At 46.1% G+C, this 26,393-nt stretch carries 23 protein-coding genes; 18 read left to right on the top strand and 5 right to left on the bottom strand.

The features are described from left to right. The 7 genes from NEPTK9_RS02185 to NEPTK9_RS02155 all read left to right on the top strand — a co-directional run. Positions 1-2,504: synaptonemal complex protein 1 (locus NEPTK9_RS02185; protein WP_478219256.1), on the top strand; the 2,504-nt coding region annotated here is incomplete at its 5' end. A 152-nt stretch (positions 2,505-2,656) separates the two neighbouring features. Continuing rightward, complete coding sequence (gene uhpC / locus NEPTK9_RS02180) at positions 2,657-3,976, top strand: MFS transporter family glucose-6-phosphate receptor UhpC (protein WP_194847192.1); 1,320 nt, start codon at positions 2,657-2,659, stop codon at positions 3,974-3,976. A gap of 10 nt (positions 3,977-3,986) precedes the next feature. Further along, complete coding sequence (gene dnaE, locus NEPTK9_RS02175; RefSeq protein WP_194847191.1) at positions 3,987-7,688, top strand: DNA polymerase III subunit alpha; 3,702 nt, start codon at positions 3,987-3,989, stop codon at positions 7,686-7,688. A 19-nt stretch (positions 7,689-7,707) separates the two neighbouring features. Further along, positions 7,708-8,634, top strand: coding sequence for an outer membrane protein assembly factor BamD (gene bamD, locus NEPTK9_RS02170; protein ID WP_194847190.1), 927 nt, complete (start codon positions 7,708-7,710; stop codon positions 8,632-8,634). A gap of 28 nt (positions 8,635-8,662) precedes the next feature. After that, on the top strand, positions 8,663-9,379 hold the full coding sequence (lptE, locus tag NEPTK9_RS02165) for an LPS assembly lipoprotein LptE (protein ID WP_194847189.1): 717 nt from the start codon (positions 8,663-8,665) through the stop codon (positions 9,377-9,379). Further along, positions 9,372-9,791 (top strand): ATP-binding protein, encoded by a 420-nt coding sequence (locus NEPTK9_RS02160; protein ID WP_194847188.1) that lies wholly within the window; start codon positions 9,372-9,374, stop codon positions 9,789-9,791. The genes lptE and NEPTK9_RS02160 overlap by 8 nt, the downstream gene beginning before the upstream one ends. Before the next feature lie 33 nt (positions 9,792-9,824). After that, on the top strand, positions 9,825-11,429 hold the full coding sequence (locus tag NEPTK9_RS02155) for a peptide ABC transporter substrate-binding protein (protein ID WP_194847187.1): 1,605 nt from the start codon (positions 9,825-9,827) through the stop codon (positions 11,427-11,429). Here the strand turns inward: NEPTK9_RS02155 and NEPTK9_RS02150 are convergent. Further along, complete coding sequence (locus tag NEPTK9_RS02150) at positions 11,407-11,841, bottom strand: hypothetical protein (protein ID WP_194847186.1); 435 nt, start codon at positions 11,839-11,841, stop codon at positions 11,407-11,409. The two genes, NEPTK9_RS02155 and NEPTK9_RS02150, sit on opposite strands and share 23 nt — an antisense overlap. Before the next feature lie 131 nt (positions 11,842-11,972). Here NEPTK9_RS02150 and NEPTK9_RS02145 point away from each other — a divergent pair, with 131 nt between their 5' ends. Both NEPTK9_RS02145 and NEPTK9_RS02140 read left to right on the top strand, forming a co-directional pair. After that, complete coding sequence (locus tag NEPTK9_RS02145; RefSeq protein WP_194847185.1) at positions 11,973-13,271, top strand: D-alanyl-D-alanine carboxypeptidase family protein; 1,299 nt, start codon at positions 11,973-11,975, stop codon at positions 13,269-13,271. Between the two features lie 192 nt (positions 13,272-13,463). Then, entirely contained in the window at positions 13,464-14,267 is an 804-nt protein-coding gene (locus NEPTK9_RS02140) for an SET domain-containing protein (protein ID WP_194847184.1), read from the top strand. 51 nt (positions 14,268-14,318) lie between these two features. On the opposite strand, the gene rsmA is transcribed toward NEPTK9_RS02140, so the two are convergent. From rsmA to NEPTK9_RS02125, 3 genes are all read right to left on the bottom strand, one after another. After that, positions 14,319-15,170, bottom strand: coding sequence for a 16S rRNA (adenine(1518)-N(6)/adenine(1519)-N(6))-dimethyltransferase RsmA (rsmA, locus tag NEPTK9_RS02135; RefSeq protein WP_194847183.1), 852 nt, complete (start codon positions 15,168-15,170; stop codon positions 14,319-14,321). Continuing rightward, the gene (locus NEPTK9_RS02130) at positions 15,170-16,168 is read right to left on the bottom strand and encodes a SurA N-terminal domain-containing protein (protein ID WP_194847182.1); all 999 of its coding nucleotides are present in this window, start codon (positions 16,166-16,168) and stop codon (positions 15,170-15,172) included. Before NEPTK9_RS02130 ends, rsmA begins: the two co-directional genes overlap by 1 nt. 253 nt (positions 16,169-16,421) lie before the next feature. Beyond that, positions 16,422-17,546, bottom strand: coding sequence for an RsmB/NOP family class I SAM-dependent RNA methyltransferase (locus NEPTK9_RS02125; protein ID WP_194847181.1), 1,125 nt, complete (start codon positions 17,544-17,546; stop codon positions 16,422-16,424). A gap of 175 nt (positions 17,547-17,721) precedes the next feature. Between NEPTK9_RS02125 and NEPTK9_RS02120 the strand changes: the two genes are divergently transcribed. From NEPTK9_RS02120 to NEPTK9_RS02085, 8 genes are all read left to right on the top strand, one after another. Further along, complete coding sequence (locus NEPTK9_RS02120; RefSeq protein ID WP_194847180.1) at positions 17,722-18,165, top strand: DoxX family protein; 444 nt, start codon at positions 17,722-17,724, stop codon at positions 18,163-18,165. Further along, entirely contained in the window at positions 18,165-19,754 is a 1,590-nt protein-coding gene (gene lnt / locus NEPTK9_RS02115) for an apolipoprotein N-acyltransferase (RefSeq protein ID WP_194847179.1), read from the top strand. The genes NEPTK9_RS02120 and lnt overlap by 1 nt, the downstream gene beginning before the upstream one ends. A gap of 32 nt (positions 19,755-19,786) precedes the next feature. Continuing rightward, positions 19,787-20,674, top strand: a complete 888-nt coding sequence (gene lpxC, locus NEPTK9_RS02110; RefSeq protein WP_194847178.1) for a UDP-3-O-acyl-N-acetylglucosamine deacetylase — start codon at positions 19,787-19,789, stop codon at positions 20,672-20,674. Continuing rightward, the gene (gene fabZ, locus NEPTK9_RS02105) at positions 20,667-21,119 is read left to right on the top strand and encodes a 3-hydroxyacyl-ACP dehydratase FabZ (RefSeq protein WP_194847177.1); all 453 of its coding nucleotides are present in this window, start codon (positions 20,667-20,669) and stop codon (positions 21,117-21,119) included. The genes lpxC and fabZ overlap by 8 nt, the downstream gene beginning before the upstream one ends. A gap of 12 nt (positions 21,120-21,131) precedes the next feature. Continuing rightward, on the top strand, positions 21,132-21,962 hold the full coding sequence (gene lpxA / locus NEPTK9_RS02100) for an acyl-ACP--UDP-N-acetylglucosamine O-acyltransferase (RefSeq protein ID WP_194847176.1): 831 nt from the start codon (positions 21,132-21,134) through the stop codon (positions 21,960-21,962). Further along, the gene (fmt, locus tag NEPTK9_RS02095) at positions 21,959-22,873 is read left to right on the top strand and encodes a methionyl-tRNA formyltransferase (RefSeq protein WP_194847175.1); all 915 of its coding nucleotides are present in this window, start codon (positions 21,959-21,961) and stop codon (positions 22,871-22,873) included. Before lpxA ends, fmt begins: the two co-directional genes overlap by 4 nt. A 78-nt stretch (positions 22,874-22,951) precedes the next feature. After that, on the top strand, positions 22,952-24,415 hold the full coding sequence (locus NEPTK9_RS02090) for a hypothetical protein (RefSeq protein ID WP_194847174.1): 1,464 nt from the start codon (positions 22,952-22,954) through the stop codon (positions 24,413-24,415). 64 nt (positions 24,416-24,479) lie between these two features. Next, positions 24,480-25,133 (top strand): hypothetical protein, encoded by a 654-nt coding sequence (locus NEPTK9_RS02085; RefSeq protein ID WP_194847173.1) that lies wholly within the window; start codon positions 24,480-24,482, stop codon positions 25,131-25,133. A 38-nt stretch (positions 25,134-25,171) separates the two neighbouring features. On the opposite strand, the gene NEPTK9_RS02080 is transcribed toward NEPTK9_RS02085, so the two are convergent. Next, the gene (locus NEPTK9_RS02080) at positions 25,172-25,498 is read right to left on the bottom strand and encodes a hypothetical protein (protein WP_194847172.1); all 327 of its coding nucleotides are present in this window, start codon (positions 25,496-25,498) and stop codon (positions 25,172-25,174) included. A 233-nt stretch (positions 25,499-25,731) separates the two neighbouring features. On the opposite strand from NEPTK9_RS02080, the gene rplC reads away from it, so the two are divergent. Continuing rightward, a complete protein-coding gene (gene rplC / locus NEPTK9_RS02075) occupies positions 25,732-26,391 on the top strand; it encodes a 50S ribosomal protein L3 (RefSeq protein WP_194847171.1) in 660 nt (219 codons plus the stop codon). Positions 26,392-26,393: the final 2 nt, after the last annotated feature.

Here is a 26,393-nt window from a genome sequence, read left to right as displayed (position 1 = left end):
CCCCCCTCTTCATCAACAAAAACAAACAAACAACCCCCATTAACCCCATCCCCTCAAGTAGCAACTATGCCTCCAGCTCTAACAACACCTCTCCCAGTACTAACTTTATTAACACTAATACAAGCCACAGCTCCACAACCACACACTCCATCCCCGACCTAAACGCCACACTCAAAACCCTCAACACCAAAGATCCCAAAACCCTCCTCGCCCAAAAACTCAAAAACCCCCACCAAACCCTCACCCACGACGAAAGCATCGCCCTTCTCCTCGAATGCGTCCGCCAAGGACAAGCCCAAGCCCAAAAAGCCCAAGACAAAGAGATCACCCTCTTCATCGGCAACACCGGAGCCGGCAAAAGCACCACCGTCAACTACCTCTGCGGCTGCACCTTCGAACTCAAAAGATGGAAAGACCTCGGCATCAAAGGACTCGGCAAAGCCATCGTCGTCAAACCCACCACTACCGGAGGAGCCAAAAACGAAGTCATGCCCATCGGCCACACCAAAATCTCCAAAACCTTCATGCCCCAAATCGAAAAAGAAGGGCCCAACACCTACATGGACTGTCCCGGGTTCCTCGACAACCGCGGCGTCGAAATCAACATCGCCAACGCCGTTAACATCAAAAACGCCGTCAAAGCCGCCAAAACCGCCAAAGTCGTCATCCTCATCAACTACCACGCCCTCCAGGCCAGCCGCGGAAGAGGCGTCTCCGAAATGCTCCAAATCGCCTACAACCTCTTCGGCAACAAACAAAACCTCCTCAAATCCAAAAACTCCCTCCTCATCGGCATCACCAAAGCCCCCACCGACAGTTCCCTCGAAGAACTCCGCGACTTCATCACCGAAGATAACCCCGTCTTAGAAGCCCTCCAAGACCAAATCTTCACCTACGACCCCCTCGATCGCCCCCTCGAAGACGCCTGGAAAAAAGAAGACTTCCTAAATGCTATTTCCAACCTCAAACCCGTCCCCCACCACAAAAAAATCTTCAGCACTGTCCTCACCTACGAAGACGAACACAAACTCCTCCAAATCTCCCAAACCCTCGGACAGCGCATCCAACAAGCCCTCCAAACAAAAAACTACCCCCAGGCAGCCCTCCACTACCAACACCTCGCCTCCCTAAGCGTCATCGACCACCACACCATCGAAAGACACCTCCAAACCCAAAAAAGAAAAATCCACACCCACGCCGCCACCCAAACCCAACACTTCTACCAACAAGCCTTCTTCCAAAACTTCACCCAAGCAGAAAACCACCTCACCCACCTAAAAAAACTCCTCCAAGCCTTCCCCGCACTCACCCCCCACATCAAACCCCAAGAGCTCGCAGCAACCCTTAACCACAGCAAAAAGCAAAAAGCCGAAAAAGAAGCCCGCGAACGCGCCTACCAAAAACAAATCCAAGCCGTTAACCAAAAACTCGAAGACTCCATCAAACAAATCGACGCCCAAAAAGCCAGAATGGAGCAAGAACTCACCCAAAGAGACAAAAAATACCAAGAACTCCTCACCCTCCAAAAACAAACCCATGCCCAAAGCTTCCAAACCCTCGAAAACACCTTCCAAAAACTCATCCAAGAAAGAGACGCCCGCCTCGAAAAACAACAACAACAGTACGAAGCCGCCCGCCAGCTCAACGACCAAAAAAAGGTCCAACAGCTCCAACAAGAAAAACAAAAAATCGAAGCCACCTACCAAAAACAACTCGAACAAGCTGAGCAAGAAAAACAACAAGCCCTCCTCCAAAACCAAAAGCTCCTCGAAACCCAGAAAAAAACCCACACAGCCCAGCAACAAGCCCTCCAAAACCAAATCAAACAGCTCGAAGCCCAAAAAATCCAAAAACAGACCCTCAAAAAGCAGATTCTCCCCTCCATCGCCTACGGCAAAGCCACCTGGGAAAAACACTTTGGCCCCGGCTCCATCACCGAAAAAGAGCCCCCTCTCCCCCCCAACATCGAACAGATCCTCAATGAGCCCACCCCCTTCAAAGTTGAAGGCTACTCAGGCAAAGTCCGCGACACCCACCTCCTCGTCTGGATCCCCAGCAAGGTGAACAATACGCCGCTTACCCTCGATAACCTCGAGGGGCTCTTTGGGAAGTATAAGCAGTACGCCTCCTACGTTAAAAGTGAAGTTGGAAGCAAAGGAACCACTTCTCACTGGATCCTCATGAGCAAAAACGTCTTAGAAGGGACCCGCAATAAAACCTACGACAACCAAGAGCAAATCGTTGGAAAATATGCCTACAAAGGATACACCCTTCCCAACGCCCTAGATGTTGCAGTCGCTGTCCTTCTCCATCAAAAGGAGAAGAAGGAGTATCTGTTGCCAGAAAAGCCTCAATGGACCTTTACACGGTGTCAGGAGAAAGTGAATAATAACCAAAGTTCGGTGGCAATAGGGGGCTTCGCTGGTGCGGGGCTTCGTGTCAGCTCCGTCGGCTACTACTGCATCGACGACGGCGCTGTGGGTGTGCGGAAATTAAGGGTTTAGGGTCTTAAAATCTAGTTTCTTGGAAAAAAGTTCTAGGAAACCGGATTTAGGGCCCCGCAGGGGCCAAGGGGCGCCGGTAGGCGCCGAATTTGGGAATTGACAAGGGCGCATAAATCGGGTATTCTGCATCCGAATAGGATAAAGGATCGCTAGTGAGCAGTACAGAAACGGCCGAAGACGATGAAGAACTGAAGAAGAAGTATCGCTACTGGCGCCTTCGGATTTTTTATAGCATCTACGTCGGCTATGCCCTTTTTTATTTTACGAGGAAAAGTTTTACCTTTGCGATGCCGGGGCTGATTGCCGATCTCGGGTTTGATAAGGCCGATTTGGGCTTCTTGGGGAGTTTGTTGGCCATTACCTATGGGGTGAGCAAGTTTGTGAGCGGGATGATCTCCGATCGGTCGAGCTTGAGGTACTTCATGGGGCTGGGGCTGATTCTAACGGGGGTCTTTAATCTCTTTTTTGGCCTCTCTTCGTCGATCGTCCTTTTTGCGGTTTTCTTGGGGATGAATGGCTTTTTTCAGGGGTGGGGCTCTCCACCTTGTGCGAAGTTTTTGACCTATTGGTACTCTCAGACGGAGCGGGGACGTTGGTGGGGGCTGTGGAATACCTCCCATAATATTGGGGGAGCGATCATTCCCTTGCTCTGCGCCTTTGCGATCGCTACCTTTGGGTGGCGCTATGCGATGTTCTTCCCTGGGTTTCTTGCGATTGGGGCGGGGCTCTTTTTGATCAACCGCTTGAGAGATACCCCAAAGGAGGTGGGGCTCCCTTCGATAGAAAAGTTCCGCAACGACTATCCTGAAGATAAGGGGCGGGAAGAGGAGACGGAGGGGAAGCTGTCGACGAAGGAGCTTTTGATGGAACATATCCTTAAAAATAAGTTCATGTGGATCTTGGCGGTCTCCTTTTTCTTTGTCTATATCATCCGAACGGGGATTAACGATTGGATTCAGCTTTACCTGATGGAGGATCGGGGCTACACGTTGATGTGGGCGGGTTCGTGTGTGTTTTGGTTTGAGGTGGGGGGGATCTTTGGAAGCCTAGCGGCTGGGTACCTTTCCGATACGGTCTTTAGGGGGAGGAGGGGGCCGGTCAACATCCTCTTCACGTTGGGGATTATTGCAACCCTTGGAGCCCTTTGGTTCCTCCCGTCTGCGGGTCTCTTGGTCATTTCGCTGGTGATGTTTTCTTTTGGGTTTTTCGTGTTTGGTCCACAAATGCTTATCGGAATGGCGGCAGCTGAGCTTGTGAATAAAAAGGCGGCGGGAACGGCGACCGGCTTTGTGGGGCTGTTTGCCTACTTGGGAGCTGCTTGTGCGGGATGGCCGATCGGGCGGATCACCGAAGATTTTGGATGGCCTGGGTTTTTCCTCCTCCTTGCTGTTTGTGGGGCGATTGCTGTGAGCCTCCTCCTTCCCTTGTGGTCCAAGGGAGGACGGGTACAGCTGACTGCAGAAACGACTTAAAGGAGCGCTTGTGGTTTGGATTCCCCTTCACCTACATTCACAGTATTCGATTCTCGATTCAACGGCGTCGGTCCAGGCCCTTGTTGAAAAAGGGGCAAGCTATGGGATGCACTCCCTAGCGCTCACCGATTTTTGTAACCTATTTGGCGCTGTCGACTTTTTTAAAGCATGCAAAAAGGGGGGCATCAAGCCGATCATTGGGTGTGAGGTGATGGTGGCGCCGGTTTCCCGCACAGATAAAAAACGGCTCTCGGGTCATTCGGTCGCTTACCCTCTCATCCTCCTCGCTAAGGACCAAGAGGGGTACCGTAACCTATGCAAAATCTCTTCAATCGGTTATTTGGAAGGGTTTTACTATACCCCTCGTGTGGATAAAGAGATTTTGGAAAAGTATAGCGGCGGACTGATCGCGCTTTCGGGGCCTATTCAAAGTCGCATTTCCCAATGGATCATTCAAGAGCGGGATGAAGAGCTTGAAGAAGAGCTTGTCTGGTCCAAAAAGGTCTATGGAGAGGACTTTTACTTTGAGCTTCAGCGCCACCAGATGAGCGATGAGCATATCCACGCGGAAGGGATCGAAAAAGAATCCTGGCTTTACCAATACTACCTCGACCGGGTGAAAAATCAAACCAAGGTGAATGAAAAACTGCTCTCCCTTTCTAAGGAGCGGGGAATCCCTTGCGTTGCGACCAACGATACCCACTACATCGATCGGGAAGATTGGCGCGCTCATGAAATTTTAATGAATGTGCAGTCGGGAGAGCCGGTTGAAATCATTGAGCGGGACTCTTTTGGAAACCCTCGGGGAAGAGATCTTAACCCTAAGCGGAAAGTGGTCCCCACACACGAGCTTTACTTCAAATCGCCACAGGAGATGGAAGCCCTTTTTGCCGATGTGCCAGAAGCGCTTACAAATAGTGAAAAAATTGCTGGTCTTTGCAATGTCGAAATCGACTTTAAAACCCGCTTTTATCCTGTCTTTGTCCCTCCCTATTTAGAGGGAACGGAGTTTGATGAAAAGACCCGCGAGGAAGCATCGGCCGCCTTTTTAAGAAAGCTTTGTGAAGAGGGGATTTCAAAACGGTATACCCCGGAGCGGCTCGAAAAAGTTCAAGAAAAATACCCCGATCAAGAGCCGCTGGAGGTGGTAAAACAAAGGCTTGAAGGGGAGCTTGAGATTATCATCTCAAAAGGGATGTGTGATTACCTTCTCATCGTTTATGACTTTATAGCTTGGGCAAAAGGAGAAGGAATTCCCGTTGGACCGGGGCGGGGTTCGGGAGCCGGATCGATCATCCTCTATCTTATTGGCATTACCGATATCGAACCCCTGCGCTTCAACCTCTTCTTCGAACGTTTTATCAATCCCGAAAGGATGTCTTACCCCGATATCGACGTTGACATCTGCATGGACCGCCGCTCTGAAGTGATCGACTATACCCTCAAAAAGTATGGGAAGGAAAAGGTGGCTCAAATCATTACCTTTGGAACGATGAAAGCAAAGATGGCGATCAAAGATGTGGGACGGGTCCTCAGTGTTCCTTTGGCGAAGGTCAATGAAATCGCAAAGCTTGTTCCCGAAGATCCAACGATGACCCTCAAAAGGGCCTTTGAGCTCGACCCCGAACTGCGGGCGATGGCTGAACATGATGAAGATGGGAAACGGATTTTGGAGTATGCTAAGCGCCTGGAAGGATCGATCCGCAATACGGGAATCCACGCTGCGGGGCTGATCATTTGTGGGGATCCCCTAACCGATCACATCCCTATTTGCAATGCCAAAGACTCAGAAATGGCTGTCACCCAATACTCGATGAAGCCGGTTGAAGCAGTCGGGATGTTGAAAATTGACTTCCTTGGGCTTAAAACCTTAACCTCGATCCAAAAAACGGTCGATGCAATCGAAGAGCGGGGGAGCGAAAAAATCGATTGGGTTGACCTTCCTCTTGAAGATCAAACGACGTTTAACCTCCTAAACCAGGGAAAAACAGGGGGCGTTTTCCAATTGGAATCGACGGGGATGCAAGAGCTTGCCAAACACCTCCACATCGATAAGTTTGAAGAGATCATTGCGGTAGGTGCCCTCTACCGTCCCGGTCCGATGGAGATGATCCCTTCTTTTATCAACCGGAAGCATGGGCGGGAAAAAATCGAGATCGACCATCCTGCCATGAAAGATGTGATTGCAGAGACTTATGGGATCATGGTCTACCAAGAGCAGGTGATGCAGATTGCATCGCTCCTTGCCGGCTACTCGCTGGGTGAGGGGGATGTTTTGCGCCGCGCTATGGGAAAAAAAGATCGGGAAGAGATGGCCAAGCAGCGGGAAAAATTCCGAACCGGTGCGATTGAAAAGGGGATCGATGAAAACCTTTCCATGGAGATTTTTGACAAGATCGAAAAGTTTGCCTCCTATGGATTTAACAAATCGCACGCTGCTGCTTACGGCTACCTCAGCTATGTTACCGCCTACTTAAAAGCCAACTACCCTAAAGAATGGCTTGCAGCGCTGATGACCTGCGATAGTGATGATCTCACAAAAGTTGCCAAACATATCCGTGAATGTGAAGCGATGGGGATCAAAATTCTTCCCCCTGACGTCAATGAATCGGGAACAGAATTTGCCGCAGCTCCTTCAGGAATTCGGTTTGCCATGTCAGGGGTTAAAGGGGTGGGGCGAGGCGTTGTAGAAAGTATCCTTATCGAAAGAAAACAGAGTGGCCCCTACAAGTCATTTTATGACTTTTTCAAGCGGATCGATTTGACAAAAGTGGGAAAAAAAGTGATCGAACACCTTGTCGATGCGGGGAGCTTTGACTTTACAGGATGGACGCGGCAAGAACTTTTAGAAGGGGTTGAGCCGATGTTTGAGCAAACCTTGCGTGAGCAAAAAGAAAAAGCAAAGGGAGTGATCGACTTCTTTTCCCTTTTAGAAGATGAGACAAACCATGCTTTTCTTGAGCCCCCAAAAGTCATGCGGCAACAAGAAAAAAAAGAGATCTTAGCGAAGGAAAAAGAGCTCCTTGGTTTTTACCTAACCGGTCATCCGATGGAAGAGTATCGCCCCCTTGTTGAAAAACTCGGGTGTCAAGCCTTCCATGAATTTGAAGCAGGAAGTGTTGTAAAAACCGCCTTTATTATCGAAAGTGTCGCGGTTAAAGTTTCGAAGAAAACGGGGAAAAAGTTTGCAATTCTCATGATCAGCGATGGGGTAGAACATTTTGAGCTTCCTATTTGGTCTGAAATGTATGAGTCCAATACCCTCCTATTCATCGAAGGGCAGCTCCTTTTTGCGATTCTTCAACTCGATAAAGATGACGATGCGATCAAATTGAGGTGTCGCTTGTTGGAAGATTTGACGCTCATTAAAGAGGATAATATCGCTCAGCTCGATACCCTTCATGAGCAGTTCAAAAAAAGGGCCAAGTCAGATGCAAGATGGGAAAAGAAAAAACCGGCAGAGGTAGTCATGGATAAAAAACTAAATTTAACTTTAGATGTGAACCAGGTTCGGTTATCTCAAATTGTTAAGTTAAAAAAACTTTTTCAGCGCTATCCAGGGGCTGCTTCGGTCTACATTGCTTTTAACCATGGAGAGAGAAAAGTGGGGGCTGTTGAGGTTGAATCGAAGTGGGGCGTTGGGTGGAGTCCTGAGGTAGAAAACCACCTAAAATCATTTTCCTTTATCGAAACCTTTTCTTTTGAAGGATAAACCGGTATAATCATCGGATATGAGAAAATTATTATTTGCTTTCCTGCTTTGCCTAGGTGCGGTTAATGCCAACCCCCTTGACCCCGTCGTGCGGAGTCAGATCAATGTTCATCAATACTACTCGAAGATGATCGACTACTACCAGAAGGAGGACTGGAAGCGTCTTGCCTGGCAGTGTCAAGATTTGATCGCTGACTTTCCAACAAGTCCCTTTGCTCGGGAATCCTATTACTATCTAGGGGTTGCCCATTTAAACATGAACAACTTTGCCTTTGCAAACCAGGCCTTTTCCGATTATCTCAAAGAAGAGCTCAGCCCAAAGTTTTTTGATCAAGTGATCCGTTACAAATTTGAGATTGCAAAAGCCTTTGATGGAGGAGCGCGCACCCATCTTTTTGGGTGGCACCGGATGCCCAAGTGGCTTCCCGCCTATGAAGAAGCGATTGAGATTTATGATGAGGTGATTACCACCCTTCCTCGCGATGATTTAGCTGCACAATCCCTTTTCCATAAGGGGGCTCTCCTCCTTCGGATGGAGGAATATGCCAAAAGTGTTGAAGCATTCCAAACCCTGATCCGCCGTTTTCCCAAACATCCCCTTGCTGTTGATGGCTACATTGGAATTAGCCATGCCCACCTGACCGAGTGTGAAAAAGAATTCCCCGATGAGAACAAGCTCGAATTGGCACAGATTAGTCTGCGAAAATTTCGGTATCAATTTCCCAGCGAGCCCCGTATCGAAGAAGCCGAAGGAATGGTCCTGAAGATGAAGGAAGAGCTTGCAAAAGATCTTCTTGAAATCGCTGAGTTTTACCAGCGAACCAAAAAGCCAAAAGCGGCAAAGATCTATCACGATACGATTTTGAAGAGATATCCTGAGACCAAAACAGCGCTCAAGTCAGAAAAGCAGCTAGAAAAGCTTCATGTTAAAATGGATTCTCATTAGCGATCAATTCCAAAAGTTTTTTAGGAAAATGGACCCACTTTTTCACCATTCTTTGGTCTCCAAAAATCTCCCCTTGTCTTATGGACAATGGTATCGATTTTTGGAGATCAAACTCTGGCAAAAACCTGGGCGCAGTTTCTCCAAAAAACTTTTGGGATTGATCGCTAGTTTCTCTTTAACCCTCGCTGGATGTGGTTACCACGTCGATGATCAAAGTGGCGGTCCCACCCTTTCTGTTCCCTATTTTAAAGGGGATAAAGATGGAGCGCTGACCGATGCGGTGATTAAAGGGCTTGCCACTTCAGGAAATTTCAACTATGCAACCAGTGGTGGTACTCTTGTCTTAGAGGGAAGGGTGACCTCCGATACCTCCCACCATATCGGTTACCAATATGACCGGAGGCCTGTTTCTGGAGAGCGGGTCCGCCGCCTGATTCCCAATGAGGGAAGGCGAGAAATCACCGTTCAGCTTACTCTCATCGATAGTCGGACCCAAAAGGTGGTCCATGGTCCGATCCAGGTTTCCGCCTATAGCGACTACGACTTTGTCGACTCTGACTCTCTCCAGGACACCTCCTTTATCGATAGATGTGGCGTGCGCACTCCCGTCCTCTTCTTTTCCCTGGGCCAGCTCGACTCGGTCGACGGGGCCAAAGCTGCAGCTGCCACACCGATTCATGCCCGTCTTGCCCGCAAAATTGTTGAAGGACTCTCAAATCTGAGCTATAGTGACCCTAATGGATAAAAAAGCTTCGTTTACAGCAGAGCTTGCCTCCCTTCATCCCATCCTTAACTGGGTAGGCAGCCATTTAGAAAAGACCTCTTTTTCAGATGTCGAAGTGCGGCGGATTGAGCTTGCCTTAGAAGAGGGGATCGTTAATATCATCTCCTATGCCTACCAAGGAACGGTGGGGATGATCGATGTCTCCTTCCACTCCGAAGAGGGGAAGTATGTAGAGCTCACCTTCGAAGACTCAGGCGAGCCATTCAACCCCCTGACCCATAAAAAAGAAAGGGATCCTTTCGTCCCCATAGAAGAGATGGAGATCGGGGGACTGGGGATCCACTTCATGAAAGAGCTTATGGACAAGGTTGAGTACAAGCGAGAAGGGGACAAAAATACCCTCCGCTTGCAAAAAAAACTCCCTAAAGATTAATCTGGTTTTTTTTGAAACCTAAGGAGATGTCAGATGAGAGTTTTCCTATTTTTTCTATTTATCGCTACGATTTGCTTATTTGGGTGTGGTAAAAAAAAATCCTCCCTCGAATCCACCAACTCTTGTTTAAATATTTCTATAGGATCCAATCTCAGAACCCTCGACCCAAGGCTTGGTGGAGAAGATCCTGCTCCCCATATCATTCGGATGCTTTTTGATGGGTTGTTTCGAAGGGACAAAGAGGGGGTGCTTGCGCCAGCAGTCGTCGAAAGTTACGAGCTGTCTGAGGATAAAAAGGTATATACGTTTTATCTCAAAAAAACTTTTTGGAATGACGGTGCCCCTGTTACCGCTTACGATTTTGAGTATGCTTGGAAACTATCGCTTCAGCCTGAAACTTTAAGCCATGGTGCGCAATATTTCTATATTATTAAAAATGCTAAAGCATGCGTGAATGGAAAGCTCTCTGTCGATCAGCTGGGCATTCAGGCAATAGATGCGCATACTTTTAGAGTAGAGCTAGAAAACCCCACTCCTTATTTTTTAGGTCTTTTAGATTGTCCCCTATTCTTCCCAATTCCAAAACATCTTGCTGAGAAGGATCTTTCGTGGGCCAATCGGCTAGATGGAACATTTGTATCCAACGGTCCTTTCAAACTAGAAAGATGGAAAAGGAATGACTATATTTTAGTTGTTAAAAATGAAAACTACTGGGATCAGGATTGTGTTCAGCTTCCCGGGATCCACTTAAGTTTTATTGAAGATTCTATGACCCAGTTCTACCTATTTGAAAAAGGTAAATTGGATTGGGTTGGTTCTCCACTCAATAAGCTATCAAGCGAGGTGGTAGATAGCCTCACTACCCACTTGAACTTTTCGACTCTAGAAGGCCCTTTTGTCTATTGGTTTTTTATCAATATTGATCGCTTTCCACTCAACAATAAAAAGCTTAGACAAGCCCTTTCTTATGCGATTAATAGAAAAAATATAGTGGAAAATATCTTCAATAAAAGAGGAGAGCCTGCTCAGGCTGTTGTTGCTCCTTGCTTCAAACTAGGTGGAGGAGCTTATTTTAGAGATAATAATGTTCTGCTTGCCCGAAGGCTTTTTGAGGAGGCTTTAGAAGAGCTCAATTTAACGCGGGAAACATTTCCCCAGATTCATTTAAAGTATGCTTCAGGTTTCGAGGCATTCAGCCGGATTGCTCAGGAAGTCCAGGAGATTTGGAGAAAAGAGCTTGGAATTCATATCAATTTAGAACAAGCAGACTGGCCGGTTCACTTTACAGCAGTCCAAAAAGGAGGCTATGATGTCGGTTTTATGGGATGGAGAACGTTTACCTATGACCCGATTTACATGCTCCAAAACTTCAAGCATAAGAATGATATGGTGAATATGAGTAACTGGGAGAATGAAAAGTATTTAGAACTATTAGAGCAATCCGATAGGGAGCCAGATCCAGAGAAAAGGAAAAAAATTCTTATTGCTGCTGAGCAACTTCTAATCGAAGAAATGGTCGTCATTCCCATCTGTTTTTTAAACCAGAACTTCTCTTTCAGTCCAAGGTTAAGTGGGGTTCTAGTACAGGCTTCTGGAGATATTGATTTCAAGTTTGCTAAGCTTGCCCCTTGCCAATAGAAGAGATCGCTTCTTCGGTGTCGATCACTTCAGAAAGGTAATACTTAAGAAGCTTCAAGACAAATTTTGGGGTGTTATAGACCCCCTTTGTTGAGAAGACGAGCTCGAGATGAGGCGTTCCATTTGTCAAAAGAGAAATCATCACAATGGTTGTCGGATTCTCATCGACAATTTTGGGGACAATCCAAATCGCAAACTGATGGTTAAAAAGAGTCACCTTATCATTGGTCTCAATGACATGAAAATAATGGGGGAGCTCTTCTTGGTTGGTTTCCTCTTCAAAAGAGGCGTGGATTAAAAGACCTGTTTCTTCTAACAGTGCCATGTCGACTTCAATGATCCCTTCAGGAATCCAACTCGATAAATTCGAGATAAATTCATTATAGGCTTGATCTAGCTGTATAGGATTCATTAATGTCTACCTCCTGACCCCACACGTAAAGGGGCATTTCTTCCGTTCATAGTCAGCACCCTATTTTTTTTAAAGGGTTGTTTGTTTTTTTGTTTTTAGTTAATGTTAAAGTTGCTTAAGGTGAATTATTTATGCGTGCTATTTTTCTACTTGTTTTCTCTTTTTTAGGATGCGTTTTATTTGCGCAGCCACTAAAGGTCACGGTTTCGGCAAAATCGGCCCTGCTTGTGAATGCCGAAACAGGAGCTATTCTCTACGATAAAAAAGGGGGAGACCGGATCTATCCGGCCAGCCTCACAAAGATCGCGACCTGCCTGTACGCCTTAAGGGAAAATAAAAAAGGGCTCGACCATATTGTTAAATGTTCACGTCATGGCTTAAGGAGGATGAGTAAAAGTGTCAAAATGGCCCATAACTACCGCGACCCCGCCTATTATTTAGAGCCTGATGGGAGCCATTTTTGGATTAAAAGGGGCGAGGAACTTTCGTTTCAGGATTTACTCTATGGAATGATGCTGGCTTCAGGAAATGATGCGGCAAACTTTGTGGCCATTTCTACGTCGGGAAGCATTCCAAAATTTATGAAGGGGCTGAATCGCTATCTGAAAGAGATGGGATGTGAAGATACCCACTTTGCCAACCCCCACGGGCTTCACCATCCCAACCATTGGTCAACGGCCCATGACATTGCACTCATTGTGAAAGAGGCGATGAAAAATGAACTTTTTCGGACCATTGTTTCGACGCGGGAATATGAAAGGAGCCGGACCAATCTCCAAAAGCCCAAAATGATTAAAAGTCGTGACCTCCTTATCCACCCAGGAAAATTTTCCTATCCGAGAGCTCATGGGATGAAAACAGGGGGGCACTCCGATGCGGGGTATACCTATGCCAGCGTTGCCAAAGAGGGAGACCGGATGCTTATCGCCATCCTTTTAGGATGTCCCGATATCCATTCGAGGTTCCGCGATGCGATTCGCCTGTTCGATGCCGCTTTTGAAGAGGAAAAAGAGGAGCGCCTTCTCTTTAAAAAAGAAGACAACACCTTTAGTCGGGAAATCGCTCGGGGGAAAACCCCTATTAAGGCAACCCTTAGTCAAGACATTACCATTTCTTACTATCCTGCCGAAGAACCTCAAGTCACTATTGAGCTCAACTGGAAACATCTGACCCCTCCAATCCAAAAAGGAAGTCACGTTGGGGAGATGAACATCCTAGATGAGCAGGGAAGGGTATTAGAAAGCTCTCCCCTGATTGCAACAGCAAAGACCGAGCGGACATTTTCTGCTTTGATGGGAGATACAATTCGCGGGAAAGAAGCTCCCCCTATAGGTCTTCAAAGAACCCTGATCTTTCTCTTAGCGTGCGCGGTCTTGCTTATTCTTTTTGGCCTTTGGAGAGTGCAAACCACAAGTCAGAAAAATCCATGAAGAGTAGGTATACCCAAAATCAATTCTTGAACTTGTTTGGGCAAAAATAACTCAGTACAGGATGTTTTTTGGAACTGGTGAACAGCTCTGAAGCTTCACCAAATAATCCTGCAATAAGAAAGCAATAACTTGTCAAAATTTGAGAAATTAAATAAACTTTGGAGAAACTCTTTTCATAACCCGGAGATCATAATGAAAAAGCCTAGTTGGCACCCTCTCTTAGTGATTCTTTTTCTTCTAACTCTTGTACAAGCGGGATTAGATTCCAGTGAAAATAAAGAAGGAGATCTATTAGACCCAGAGAGATTGTCTCCTAAGGAATGTTTAGATTTAGTCCAAGATAAGTATAAGATATCTAACAATAAGATACCATACTGTAATGATTTTGATATCCCAATGCGAATTAGGAATTATTCCAAGAATGGTGTGACTTTGAAAAAATCAGATCTACTAAAAGATCAAAATCAGCTAGTACTAGAGGTTCCTGCAAAGAAGGGTGAGATTATTTTCATTTGCACAGGGTGGCCAAGCACTTTCCAAGACCGGTATAGTATTCAGGTTGACTATTTGGATGATAAGTCAAACTATCATATTCAGAGTTTAGGGTTGATAGCATTTTTGAATCATAAATGTACTCCAATGCAATCTAGCAATCAGGTCAACCATTCTCCACCTATCATTCTCCGCATGAATAAAAATAATGATGGGACATACAGTGTTATAGCGTTCTGTAACAAAAACATTTCAATAGATCAGATTGAAAGAAATGGTGGTATTGAACTAACATTTGATTATGCTGCAAACGAGATAACATTAAGCTATGCTGAGGGGATAAAGTGTTTATGTGATGCACCAAAAAAACACTGCAGAAAGCAAATATTAGGATTTAATGGCCTATCAAGAAAAGAGCAAGAATTTCTAGTTAACACTGGAATAGCAAGTGACCATGTCAAGAAATATTTCTTAGAAGTTGTGTTGAGCGACAATTATCTGTAAGTATGTTAATAGTCGAGTGGCGCAAGGGGGAGGTTCCCTTGCGCCACTCGACTAATAACCTGAGTTCTCTAATCGCGCAGAAGTTTTTTGGCCTTTGGAGAGTGCAAACCACAAGTCAGAAAAATCCTGAAGGGTAAGCTCTTGAGGGCGGGCGGTCTCAGCATGCCCAATCTGATGTAAAGCGGGATTGACATCTTCTATAGAAGCGAATGTCTTGAGTGAAGCGCGGAGCATTTTTCGCCTTTGCTGGAAAGCAGCGCGAATCAGCTCAAACAGTGGTTCATAAGGGGCGCTGACTGGAGGAGGTTTGAGCTTGAGTTCCAAAATAGCAGAATCCACCTTCGGCTTAGGATAAAAGCAAGTGCGGGGGACAGTAAAGAGGAGCTTGGCGTCTGCATGGTAATCGGTAAAGAGGGTAAAGGAGCTATAGTTTTTAGTCCCTTTTTTTGCGGTGCACCGCTCAGCCACCTCTTTTTGAACCATGAGATGGATCGATGTGATCAGCTCCCTTTTGGGAAGGAGTTCCTGAAGGATGATCCCGGTGAGGCTGTAGGGAATATTTGCGATCACTTTTGTTTTTCCCTTAAGCAAATGCTTTAAAGAGACATTGCGAAAGTCATCGACAATAATCTCAACATTTTGAAATCGTCTTAAGTGTTCGGCCAGCTTTTCATCTTTTTCGATCGCGATAACTTTTGCTTCAGCCTCTAGAAGCGCTTCGGTCAAAACGCCCGGGCCTGGGCCAATTTCTAGTACCTGCTCTCCAGGAGTAAGCTGAGCCGCTGCCACCAGTTTATTTAGGATATTTCCATCGATGAGAAAGTTTTGGGAGAGCCCCTTTTTAGGGTGAATCCCCAGCTCCTTAAGAAATTGATGCAGCTCTGAAGGTTTGTAAAGCGGCATTACAACAGCGCAAAAGGGCGATAATTTTCGGGAAGCTCAAAGTTAGGGCTATGAACATCGTAGCCAAACCGCTTTTTAAGGGTGTGGATGTAGACCTCTTTTTCCTTATCGGCGATTTTAAAGAGGAGTTCATTCTTCAGTTTGTCATGCATCTTATCAAAGGTTTCGGGAAGGTTTTTCACCTGATCCTTTAAAAAGAAGATCCGCTGGACCATGCTATTATCAGAGCGGCTGACCTGGGAAACAGGGGCGCTATAGGTCCCCTTATCCAGCTCTTGAATCGCCTGAAGGTGAGCACTTGAAATTTTTTGTGTGGGTCCCGAGTAGTCATCAGAAAGGGCTATGGTCACCCCCTCCTCTTCAAGGGTGGAGGCAACGTCTTCAAGAGACTTTCCTTCATTATGGAGAAAAGCATAAGCTTTTTGTGCGAGAGATGCGCACACCTCCTTATCTTTTCCGCGGATTGAAAGCACTTGGTAGGTCCACTCATCTTCAGGGGGATGCTCTTGAACATACTCTTCATAGGCAACTTTAATGGCTTGTGGCGTGGCGGTTTGAAACGCTTTGGAGTGGACCTTCATTCCGATGAGCTGTCCAACGATAATTCCATTGCGGATCATTTCCCGCGCCTCTTCATATTGGAAGTTGACCTTATCTATGTTAGACATGATGTTGGGGCCAAACCGCTTTTCAAGTTCTTCGCGCACCTCTCCATCGCTCACCTTAATCTCTTTTTGTTCGGCATCCATTAAGACAAGCTCATCGGCAATCATCTCTTCTAAGGTGGGTTGCCACCGACTCATGTAGTACTGGTACCGGTCGGTCGTTGGAAAGGTTTGGTTGGGGTAGTAGTCGTAGAGGAAAAGGTCCATTTTTTTCACCACGTCATACAGGGAAATGACCCTTCCATTCACTTTAGCAAGGGGGCGGTTATTAATGATCAGGCGGGGCTCTTTATTGGCAGCTGTCGAAGATTCGATAAAAGAGGGGGTTTCCATCTCTATCTCGCCTACCTCTGCAAGCAGGGGAAGAAAAAGCGTTGAAAAGAAAAAAATTGAAGCATATGTCAAAGCCCAAAATTTCTTCGGAAAATTAACCCATCTTTTCCGCCCCTGCTGCGGGCTCGATCTCGAAAGCTTTATTAAGCTTCCATCGATCTCCGCTCCTTGCAGGTCCGAAAAATCTGAGCGCAATTTTATCGAAGAAATTTTAGGCTTTGACATATATAGTCCTTTCATCTCAATCCTTATGTTATTTTTGCATTCTAGACAAAATCGCACAAAAAAAGCCATCCATCTCTCCATTTTTTGGGAAAGATTGGAAGGAAGATGCTGCAAGTGTTAAGCCATACCGTTTCATAAAGTCATCGACTTGCTCTTCATTTTCCTCGGGGAGAATGCTGCAAGTGGCATAGACAATTTTTCCTCCTGGACGGACAAATTTTAGAGCATCATCAAAAATTTTTCTCTGCTCTTTAACCAAATGATCAATCATTTCAGGCTTGAGTTTCCATTTCATATCGGGGTTTCGCCTTAAAGTCCCTGTTCCCGAACAGGGAACATCGAGAAGGAGCCAGTCCATCCGGCCGATCAGTCCCCGTTTGTTTAATTTTTTAGGGTCGAGGATTTGACTATTTTGAATTCCAGCCCGCTTGAGCCGCTTTTTTGCTTCCTTAAGGGCGTGGGGGCGGATGTCATATAAGTAGATCTGCCCCTTTCCCCTCATCTGAGGGGCAAAGGCGAGGGTTTTCCCCCCTGAACCAGCGCAGTAATCGAGGACATGATCGTTTGGCTTTACATCCATGTGAGAGGCAACGAGCTGACTCCCTTCATCCTGGATTTCAAACAGTCCCTCTTTAAACTCAGGAAGGGCAAAGAAGTTAATTTTTTTATGAAAAATGATCCCATGAGGGCTTTGCATGCAGCGAGAAACGGCATATTCCTTTTCCCACTTCTTAAGGAGTTCTTCACGGGTGATCTTAAGGGCATTGACCCGAACCATTGTAGGGGCCTTTTCATTGGAGGCTAAACAGAGTTCTACCGCCCGCTCTTCGCCATAATATTTTTTAAGTTTTTCAAAGAAAAATTTCGGAAAGCTCACCTGAACATGTTTTGGAAGAGAAGAAACATCGTACGTCGGAAGTTTTTGGTAGGCTGCAAGGCGATCTTCCCAATGGATCGGCTTATCGCAGTGGGCGTCAATAAGTCCTCTCCAGCGGATCATTCCATAGAGCGTTTCGCAGATTTCCTGCCGATCCTTTGAGCCTACAGCCCGGTTTTCCCGAAAGTAATCTCTTAAAAATGCATCGAGAGGAAGGGAGCTTTTTTCCTGCCCTTCTAAAATTTTTAATAGGTGGTAGCGCCTAAATTCTTTCATGGGAAGAAGGATAACACTGATTGCTCAAGGTTTCAACCTCTCATTGTCACTGCGAGGTTTTTGCGAAAACCTCGCAGTGACAGTGAGAGGTGTTGAAAAAGCTATTTATATTCAGCTGTTTGTGAAGTCTCTAGAAGACTAGCATATAATTGCCTAATCTGTGATAATTAGGGTTATGCGAAAGATTATTTTATTTATTGCGCGTGCACTCATTAGTATCATTTTCCTGGTGGCTGCTGCTGGAAAACTGATGAACTGGCAGGAAAATGTCGATAGCCTTGTCATGGTTTTTTCTAAGTGGCACATGCACCTGGAAGGGGGGATCACCTCGAGCGATCTCAATAGCTTCTTGGTTTCTAGCGCCCCCATTCTCCTTGGAGTGGCCCTCTTTTTAGAGGTTGTGGGAGGACTCCTTCTCTTTTTAGGGGTGAAGGTCCGTCTTGGAGCATTGCTCCTTCTCATGTTTTTGATTCCCACAACGGTTGTTTACCATGCCTTTTGGTTTGAAATCGGGCCTGATCTCCATAGAGAGTTTACAAAATTCTTATTAAACCTTGCCCTTATCGGTGGCCTTCTTTATATCGCTGCTTGTCCAACGCAGAGACGGGAAGTGGGATAATGACTTTCCTCTTCTTTCTCCTTAGCTGGGCCCTCGTTGCTTGGGGTCAGCCCCATATTAGTCCCTTTTTCTCCCTTTTAGCGAGTAGCGTTGGCTTTGCTCTTTTTTGGCTTGGCCTTTCCCGTTTAAAACAAAGACGTTACATCTGGGCCTCTTTATGGTTTTTTGCTGTCCAGCTCGTTCAGCTTTCTTGGCTTGCGACCCCTGCCTACCAAGGGACTTACATCTTCTTCGTCTATGGAGGGATTGCCCTTTGGTTAGGGGCGGAGTTTGGAATCCTTGCCCTCTTTTTTCCCAAGAAAGGCCCCCTCCGGTTTAGAGCGATTTTGGGGATTGCTGCCCTTTGGACTCTCTTAGAGTGGAGCCGTCTTTTCATTCTGTGTGGCTTTGCATGGAATCCTGTGGGCCTAGCCCTTACAGGCTTTCCGATCTCTACGCAGCTCGCTTCGGTAGTCGGGGTGTTTGGCCTTTCCTTCATTGTGATGGTGGTCAATTTACTCGCTTATAATGTGATGGTGATGCCCAAAAAACGAGCCATTTCTCTATATGGGGGATGCCTCCTCCTTCCCTATCTTTTTGGTTTTGGCCATCTCCAGTTTCATGAGGGAAGGAAAGGGGATACCTCATACAATGTTGCCCTGGTCCAAACAGCCCTTCTTCCCGATGAAAAGGGGAAAGTTCACCCCTATTTGCAGTGGAATGCCATTTTTACCTATCTTGAAGAGCATCGCGCCAAAGACCTCGACCTGATTGTGCTTCCTGAGTATGCCCTTCCCTTTAGTTCTCATACGCCAGTCTACCCTTTTGAGGAGATGAAAGCGTTCGTGAAAAAAGAGCTTGGTGATTTGCCACCCCTTCTTAAGGAGCCTCTTGCAGAGGAAATGGAAGGAAAGTGGTATGTGAGCAATGCTTTCTGGACCCAGGCGATTGCCAATTTCTATGGAGCTGAGGTGGTGATTGGACTAGACGCAACTCAAGGAGGAGAAAGCTACAATGCTGCCTTCCATTTCACTCCAAATAAAGAGAAGGTAACCCGTTACGACAAAAGAGTTCTCCTTCCCCTCGCTGAATACCTCCCCTTTAACTTTTTAAGACCTTTGGTGGCGCGGTATGGGATTTCCAACTTTTTCACCCATGGAAAGGAGGTAAAGCTTGCCGAGGGAAAAGAGCTGATGAGCTTGTCGGTTTGCTACGAAGAGTGTTTTCCCCACATCATGCGGGAGGGGAGAAAACAAGGAGCAAAGCTCTTTGTCAATGTGACCAACGATGGGTGGTATCCCGCTTCCCGCCTTCCGCAGCAACACTTTATCCACGGAAGGGTGCGGGCCGTTGAAAATGGCGTTCCCCTTGTCCGCGCTTGCAATACAGGGATTACAGCAGGTGTCGATAGTTTAGGAAGAACGACAGCCCGCTTTGAAAACGGGGAAGGGAAATTTGAATTCGAACGGGGAGCCCTTTTCGTTCCTATTGACCTCTACTCCTTTTCCACCCTTTATACTTTTTGGGGAGATGCCTTTATCGTCTTTATCTCTCTTGGATGCCTCCTGTTTTTAAGACTTGCTCAAAATCGGGAATCTGGTTTAAGCTAAAGGGAAGTAATTTTATCTTAAGCTAGGTTTACATGTCTCATACCGATAAATTTTCGACCTCAAGAAAACACCAAAGGTCACTAAAAAACTCTGTATCCCTCTCTGGAATGGGCCTTTTTACCGGGATGAAATCAGAAATTAAGCTCCGTCCTGCTCCGGAAGGGACAGGTATTGTCTTTCAACGGATGGATCTTCCCAACAAGCCAACCCTTCCGGCCCTTGCTGAATATGTTCAGGAAACGCCTCGCTGCACCATTTTAGGAACAGATAACTTTAAAGTGCAAACCGTCGAGCACATCCTTTCTGCGCTCAAAGCGCATGACATCGATAATCTCATTATTGAAATTGAAGGGCCAGAAATTCCGAGTTGTGATGGGAGCGCCCTCCCCTTTGTTGAGCTCATCGAAAAAGCAGGGATTGTTTCTCAAAGTAAAACCAAGAAGATTCATCACCTAGAGACCCCCATATTTTGGTCAAAAGGGGATGTCCATCTCGTTGCCCTTCCTTCAGAAGAATTCCGCATTAGCTACACCTTAAATTATCCCAATAGTGAACTTCTCAAATCTCAATTTTTTACCGTCCATGTTGATGAAGAAACTTACAAAGAAGAGATTGCTTCTGCCCGTACCTTTTCCCTTTATGAAGAGGTTGTCCCTTTGATTGAAAAGGGGAATATTAAAGGGGGACGCCTTGATAATGCTGTCATTATTAAAGGGGATTCTGTTTTAAACCCTGAGGGGGTGCGGTATGAAAATGAGATGGTCCGCCATAAAATCCTCGACCTTATTGGAGATCTTGCTCTTGTTGGGCAGTCGTTTATTGCCCATGTGATTGCCATCCGTTCAGGCCACTTTTCAAACACCTCTTTTGCAAAAGAGCTTGTTAATAGTTTCAAGATGGAGACCCATGTAAATGTCTGATAAGGTTGTCCTTAATATCAAACAAATTCGAGACATCCTCCCTCACCGGTACCCTTTTTTGCTAGTCGACCGGGTGGTTGAGCTCGATCTAGAAAATAATAATATTGTGGCGACTAAATGTGTCACAATGAACGAAGAATTTTTTCAAGGTCACTTTCCCCAAGCCCCAATCATGCCAGGGGTTCTCATTCTAGAAGCCTTAGCGCAAACAGGGGGAATCCTCATCCATGAAAAAGGGTTTAAAGAAAAAACGGCCGTTCTTTTGAGCGTGAACAATGTCAAGTTTCGTCGCCCCGCTCTTCCTGGAGATGTGATTATGATGCATGTCCATGGATTGCACCTAAGCTCGAAGGGGGGAAAGGTAGAGGCAAAAGCGATGGTTAATGGAGAGCTTGCTACAGAAGCGGTGATTGGCTTTGCCCTCACAAGTTTTGAACAGATTTAGGAAATGTGCACCATGTCTAACATCCATCCCACAGCGATTATCGAAGAAGGGGCGAAGCTCGGCCAAAATGTGACGGTCGAGCCTTACGCGATTGTTAAAGAAAACGTCACCTTAGGTGATGGAGTGACCATTAAGTCTCATGCCTATATCGATGGGTACACCACCATTGGAGAGGGGACTGTTATCTATCCTTCCGCGAGTATTGGAACGAAGACCCAAGCAAAGAAATTTCAAGGGGAAAAGACCTACGTCAAGATTGGAAAAAACTGTGAGATCCGCGAGTTTGTCACGATCAACGCATCCTGTGGTGAAGGGTCGACCGTTGAGGTAGGAGAGGGGTGTTTGATCATGGCTTACTGCCACATTGCCCATCACTGTAAGGTAGGCAACCATGTCATTATGGCCAATGGAGCGATGCTTGCCGGCCATGTGGAGATTGAAGACTATGTCAACATTGGAGGGATGACTCCGATTCATCAATTTGTCCGAGTGGGCGCCCATGCGATGGTTGGAGGCTTAAGCCGGATTGCCCACGACATTCCCCCCTATACACTAGGAGCAGGGATCCCTTACCGGATGGCAGGGTTAAACCTCATTGGGCTAAAGCGACACAACTTTAATCTCGAGCTGCGAAAAGCGCTGACCCACGCCTTTAAGCTCACCTATCGTTCAGGGATGCAGCTGAAAGAGGCGACCGACCGTGTTGAAAAAGAGGTAGAAGATAGCCCTGTGATCAGACACTGGATTGACTTTGTCAGAACCTCAAAGAGAGGTCTAATCGGTCTTCAACCTGTCGAACAAGCAAGTGAGCTTCCCGCCCTTAAAGACCTTCTAGAAGAATGAAAATCATCTACTTTGGAACCCCAACTTTTGCATCTGTTGTCTTAGACTTTTTAATACAAAGTGGGGTCGAAGTTTTAGCCATTGTGACCAAGCCCGACAAACCCCGTGGCCGTTCGGGCAAGCCCGCCTTTTCCGCCGTTAAGCAGCTAGCAACCGAAAAATATCCCACCATTCCCCTCTATCAGCCCGACAAAGCCTCAACCACTTCCTTTGAAGAAGAGATAGCCCGCTATGGCGCCGATCTTTTCGTTGTTGTTGCTTATGGGGAGATCATGAAACAGCCCCTTCTCGATCTTCCCAAGCGAGGGTGCATCAACCTCCACGCCTCCCTCCTCCCCAAATATCGGGGAGCAGCCCCCATTCAATTTGCCCTTCTTGATGGAGCCAAACAGACAGGAGTGACCATCATCGAAATGGTTCTCAAAATGGATGCAGGGCCTATGCTTGCCCAAGAAAAAATCCCCATCCCGAAAGAGATGAACAGTGGCGAGCTTGAAGAAGCCCTTTGCGATCTAGGAGGAAAAACCCTTTTGCGGGTGATTAAAACCTACCCTAAACAAAAAGTAGAGCAAGACCCTAGAGGAGCCACCTACGTTCAAAAAATCACCCCCGACATGGCGGCTATTGACTGGGGTAAGCCTGCCGAAACCCTCCACAACCAAATCCGCGCCTTTAGCCCCCGTCCGGGTGCTTGGTGTGAGGTGGAGATCGATGGGCAGACCAAGCGATTAAAAATTTTCAAAGCAGAGGTTAGCGCCGAAACAGAGGAAGTTTTTTCAAAAGAAAAATGGAGCATCCCTTGCGGCGAAGGGGCTCTTTCCCTTTTAGAGGTGCAGCTCGAAGGGAAGAAAAAACTTCCCATTGGCGACTTTGCTCGAGGGCTGAATCAACCTCCTCATATCAAAAAATAATTTTTTCATTGGATCTTTTTTTAAGTTTTTGTAAAATTAGACTCTTTTTACGATAAAACCTTAACCAGGAAAATTATTATGACGGTAGGAGCACCTAAGGCTTTTCTCAATTACTTCTCAAGTGTCTCGAACACTGTATCTATACTAAATACAGCAGATTTCGGAGTCTCAAAATTTTTTGAGTGTCCCACTCTAAAAAAAATTGGCGGAATGGTTCCCCATTTCTTTACCTTTTTAAGCATTGGTGGAGCCGGATCTACCCTTTATATGCTTGCCTCTGATTGGGCCATACTCAACACTATAAGGAAAAAAGAAAACAACAACAATGCTGATACCAAAGGCAAACATTTCCCAAGACAAGATGCATGGGTAGGGCCTAAGGGATGGATTTCTTACCGAACTTTAAGGCATGCTGCAAAGCTGTTTGCACTAGGTGTGGGGATTCATCAAGGACTTCGAGCCTTGAGTGTTGTGAGTTCAAGCCCTTGCACGCTTGCAAAAAGGGTTGCCCCTTTTGCAGGAATGGTCGCTGCGGGTCTTGACATCGCTGAACTTCAGAAGCAAAAGAATGATCAAGCAGGAAGATTAAAGAACAGTGATCAAAAAGAGTTAGCCGCTTATACAATAAATGCTACAGTGAACCAATTAGAGCACGGCTTGATGATTGCTGTGAAGATCGCATCTCTAGCCGCTGCTTTCAAAGCTTGGGAAAGTTGTGAAGGACTCTGTGGTGATGCTATAAAATTTGTCAATAAGCACTCGGTGAATATTTATGGCGCCCTTTTTGCTTCCCACCTTGCTATAAATCTGGTTCGAAATGTTGCTTGCCGAGAGGTTATTAAAAAAGATAAAGAAGCCAAGCAAAAGGAAAAATCTAACCATCCTTTTGCAAAATACGTGTTTAATGTATTCCCAGGGTCTCGCTCTTTTGTCCGACTAGCAAAGCTTGTTTTTTCAGGCTTGGTTGAATACTATGACTCTTCCTTTGGAAAGGCCCTTGGAATGTCTAAACACTTCGATGCCTTATTCTACATCCCAAAAGTTGTCACCTCTCTGACAGAGGAAGATGAGAAGAAAGGGGTTGTAGCAGCCTATGGCAAATGGGATAGTAGCAAAAAAGTTGAGAGTCTCCAGGTCGTTGCGATTCCAACGTTCGAATTTGTTGCCAATACAGCTGGAGTTGCAAAATGGGTTTTACAGCTCGCTGGTTATAAGGGTTTAGCGAGATACGCTGGCTACGTAAAAGGTGCCATGTCTGTATCTGCAGCGACAGGCCACATTGTCATAGCAGTAAACGCTATCAATGCCAACAAAGACAAGAAGCTAGAGGAAGTGCAAAACCAAGCGCAGCCCCTTGCAGCTAGAACTTTTGCTGTCATTGCAAATAGCATAGCGATGATGGAGACCTATGCAGGGCCTGCGATAAAACAGCAGCAAGGACAGATGCTTCCCCCTTGGTTCAAGCTGGCTCTTGCAGGTGCCGCATGGACAGTAAATGAGAGAAACAGTCTGCATAAAGCGTGGACAGCCAAAGTGGCATAACCCGTCGTTAAGCGAAAAAGCCCCTTCATAAGAAGGGGCTTTTTTTAGCCATAGGCATGCGTATATGTTAATAAAAGCCCCGCTTCCCCTCTCTGTTTCAAGTGATCTTTTTCATCAAACCTACCTTTCCTCCTCCCATAGTCCCAATGAAACAAGAAAAAGGGGACGCTCTTCCCTTTTTACCTTTATTGACGAGCTGATTAGCCTCATGCGTCTTCCCTATCTCTTTTTAGAGGTCCGGAGGGTCTACCACAATTTTAAGAAAAAAAGAACATTTGAACTTTCCTCAGAGGATTGCTATCAAATCCTTTCGATCATCGCAAACAGCGCAGAAATCCTCCTCTGGCTTTGCGAAAAGAGGTGGATTAAAATAGGAAAAAAGGGGGGGTCTTGGGTTCAAGGAATTTGTTACATCAGTCGGATGATCCTTTATGAGCAAGCCCTTTACCAGGAGGGACGGATATTTTTTGCTTACCGAAGAGCGATTAAATTGGACCCCAAAGTAGGGGAAGAGAGACAATACAAACAGCTCAAAATGGAGCTCATTTCCCACTCGGCATACCTCGCTTGGGTCACTCTCCACTTCATCTCCCATGTTTCATCGATTTCTTACCCCCAAACCTATCTCAAATTTCTCCATACAACCAGTTTTTGTTTTGGGCTGATCAGTAGAGGGTATAAAGAAAGAGGTTTTGGACCATCGACAGAAATTTATTAACATCGCGTCCCACCCTTTTTTTGAGTGAGCGGATCGCTTTAATCATTTTTTTTTCGGTCCTTATCTCCCTTGTTTTGATCCAATTTCTCAATGAAGAGAAGATCGATCCCGCTGTGGAACATTTTTTTGAAAGTAGAAAAAGATGGGTTAGTGGTTGTAAAGAATAACGCGGTTTGATATTCTTTATGCTTTAGAGCCAATTGCAAAATTACTGATGATCGCTTTTCGGTTCTTTTCACAAATTTTGCCGCTTGAACCAAAAACCCTACCCTGAAGGGTATGTGAGTTTGGCTCAAACGGCGAAATTTGCAAAAACCTTCCAAAAGTCGACTGATCAGTAATTTTGCAATTGGCTCTTTAACCATAAGTAGCGTGGTATCGATTTCGATGACTCCGTTACTCGCTTAATAGTGTAAAGAAGATCCCTATGCAACTGGCTTGATAGCCAGGTTTTTAGGGGTTTTGTTTTGGAATTTGGATTTTCGATGACCCCATAGCCTCAAGCTATAGGGGAAGAGAAAAGATCGGATTCCAAAGCGTAAAGCAAAAAAAGATGGCCTCAAAACAGTTATGATGGGGGTCTCAAAAAGGAAAGACTATGTCACTAAAGCTCATGGGCAAGAAAAGAGGAATGACCCGTATCTATGATGAGAGTGGAAATCTCGTTGTCTGTACGGTGATTGCTGCCGAACCCAATGTCATCGTTCAAGTGAAGAATGAGGACAAAGATGGCTACAAAGCCGTTCAGCTAGGAGCAGTCAAAGTTCCCGAGACTAAGAAAAAAAATCTTTCTAAGCCTCTCGTTGGCCACTTTGCTCGCGCAAAAGTGGAGCCACGCCGCCACCTTTTAGAATCCCGCATTGAAAATACCGAAGGGTACCAACTCGGCCAAGAGATTGGCGTTGACTACTTTGCTGACACCGAATTTGTCGATGTCTGCGGAACCTCAAAAGGAAAAGGATTCCAAGGGGTTGTCAAAAGGCATGGTTTCGGGGGAGGGCCAGGATCTCACGGATCGGGCTTTAACCGAACAGCAGGATCGACAGGGATGTGTAGTACACCCGGTCGCAACATGCCAGGCATCAGAAAAGCAGGTCAGATGGGAGCCCAAAAAGTGACAGCAGAAAACCTTCGGGTCATTCGGGTTGATGCTGATAAGCAGGTGATCCTTGTAAAAGGGGCCGTTCCAGGGCCGAAGAACAGCCTGATTTATATCCGGAAATCGGTAAAGAAAACAAAATTTCAAAAGGTAGGATAAGA

This window comes from Candidatus Neptunochlamydia vexilliferae, from assembly GCF_015356785.1.
GTDB classification, from domain to species: domain Bacteria; phylum Chlamydiota; class Chlamydiia; order Chlamydiales; family Simkaniaceae; genus Neptunichlamydia; species Neptunichlamydia vexilliferae.
Note: the sequence above shows the minus strand (reverse complement) of the source record. Positions and strands in the feature narration are given on the sequence as shown.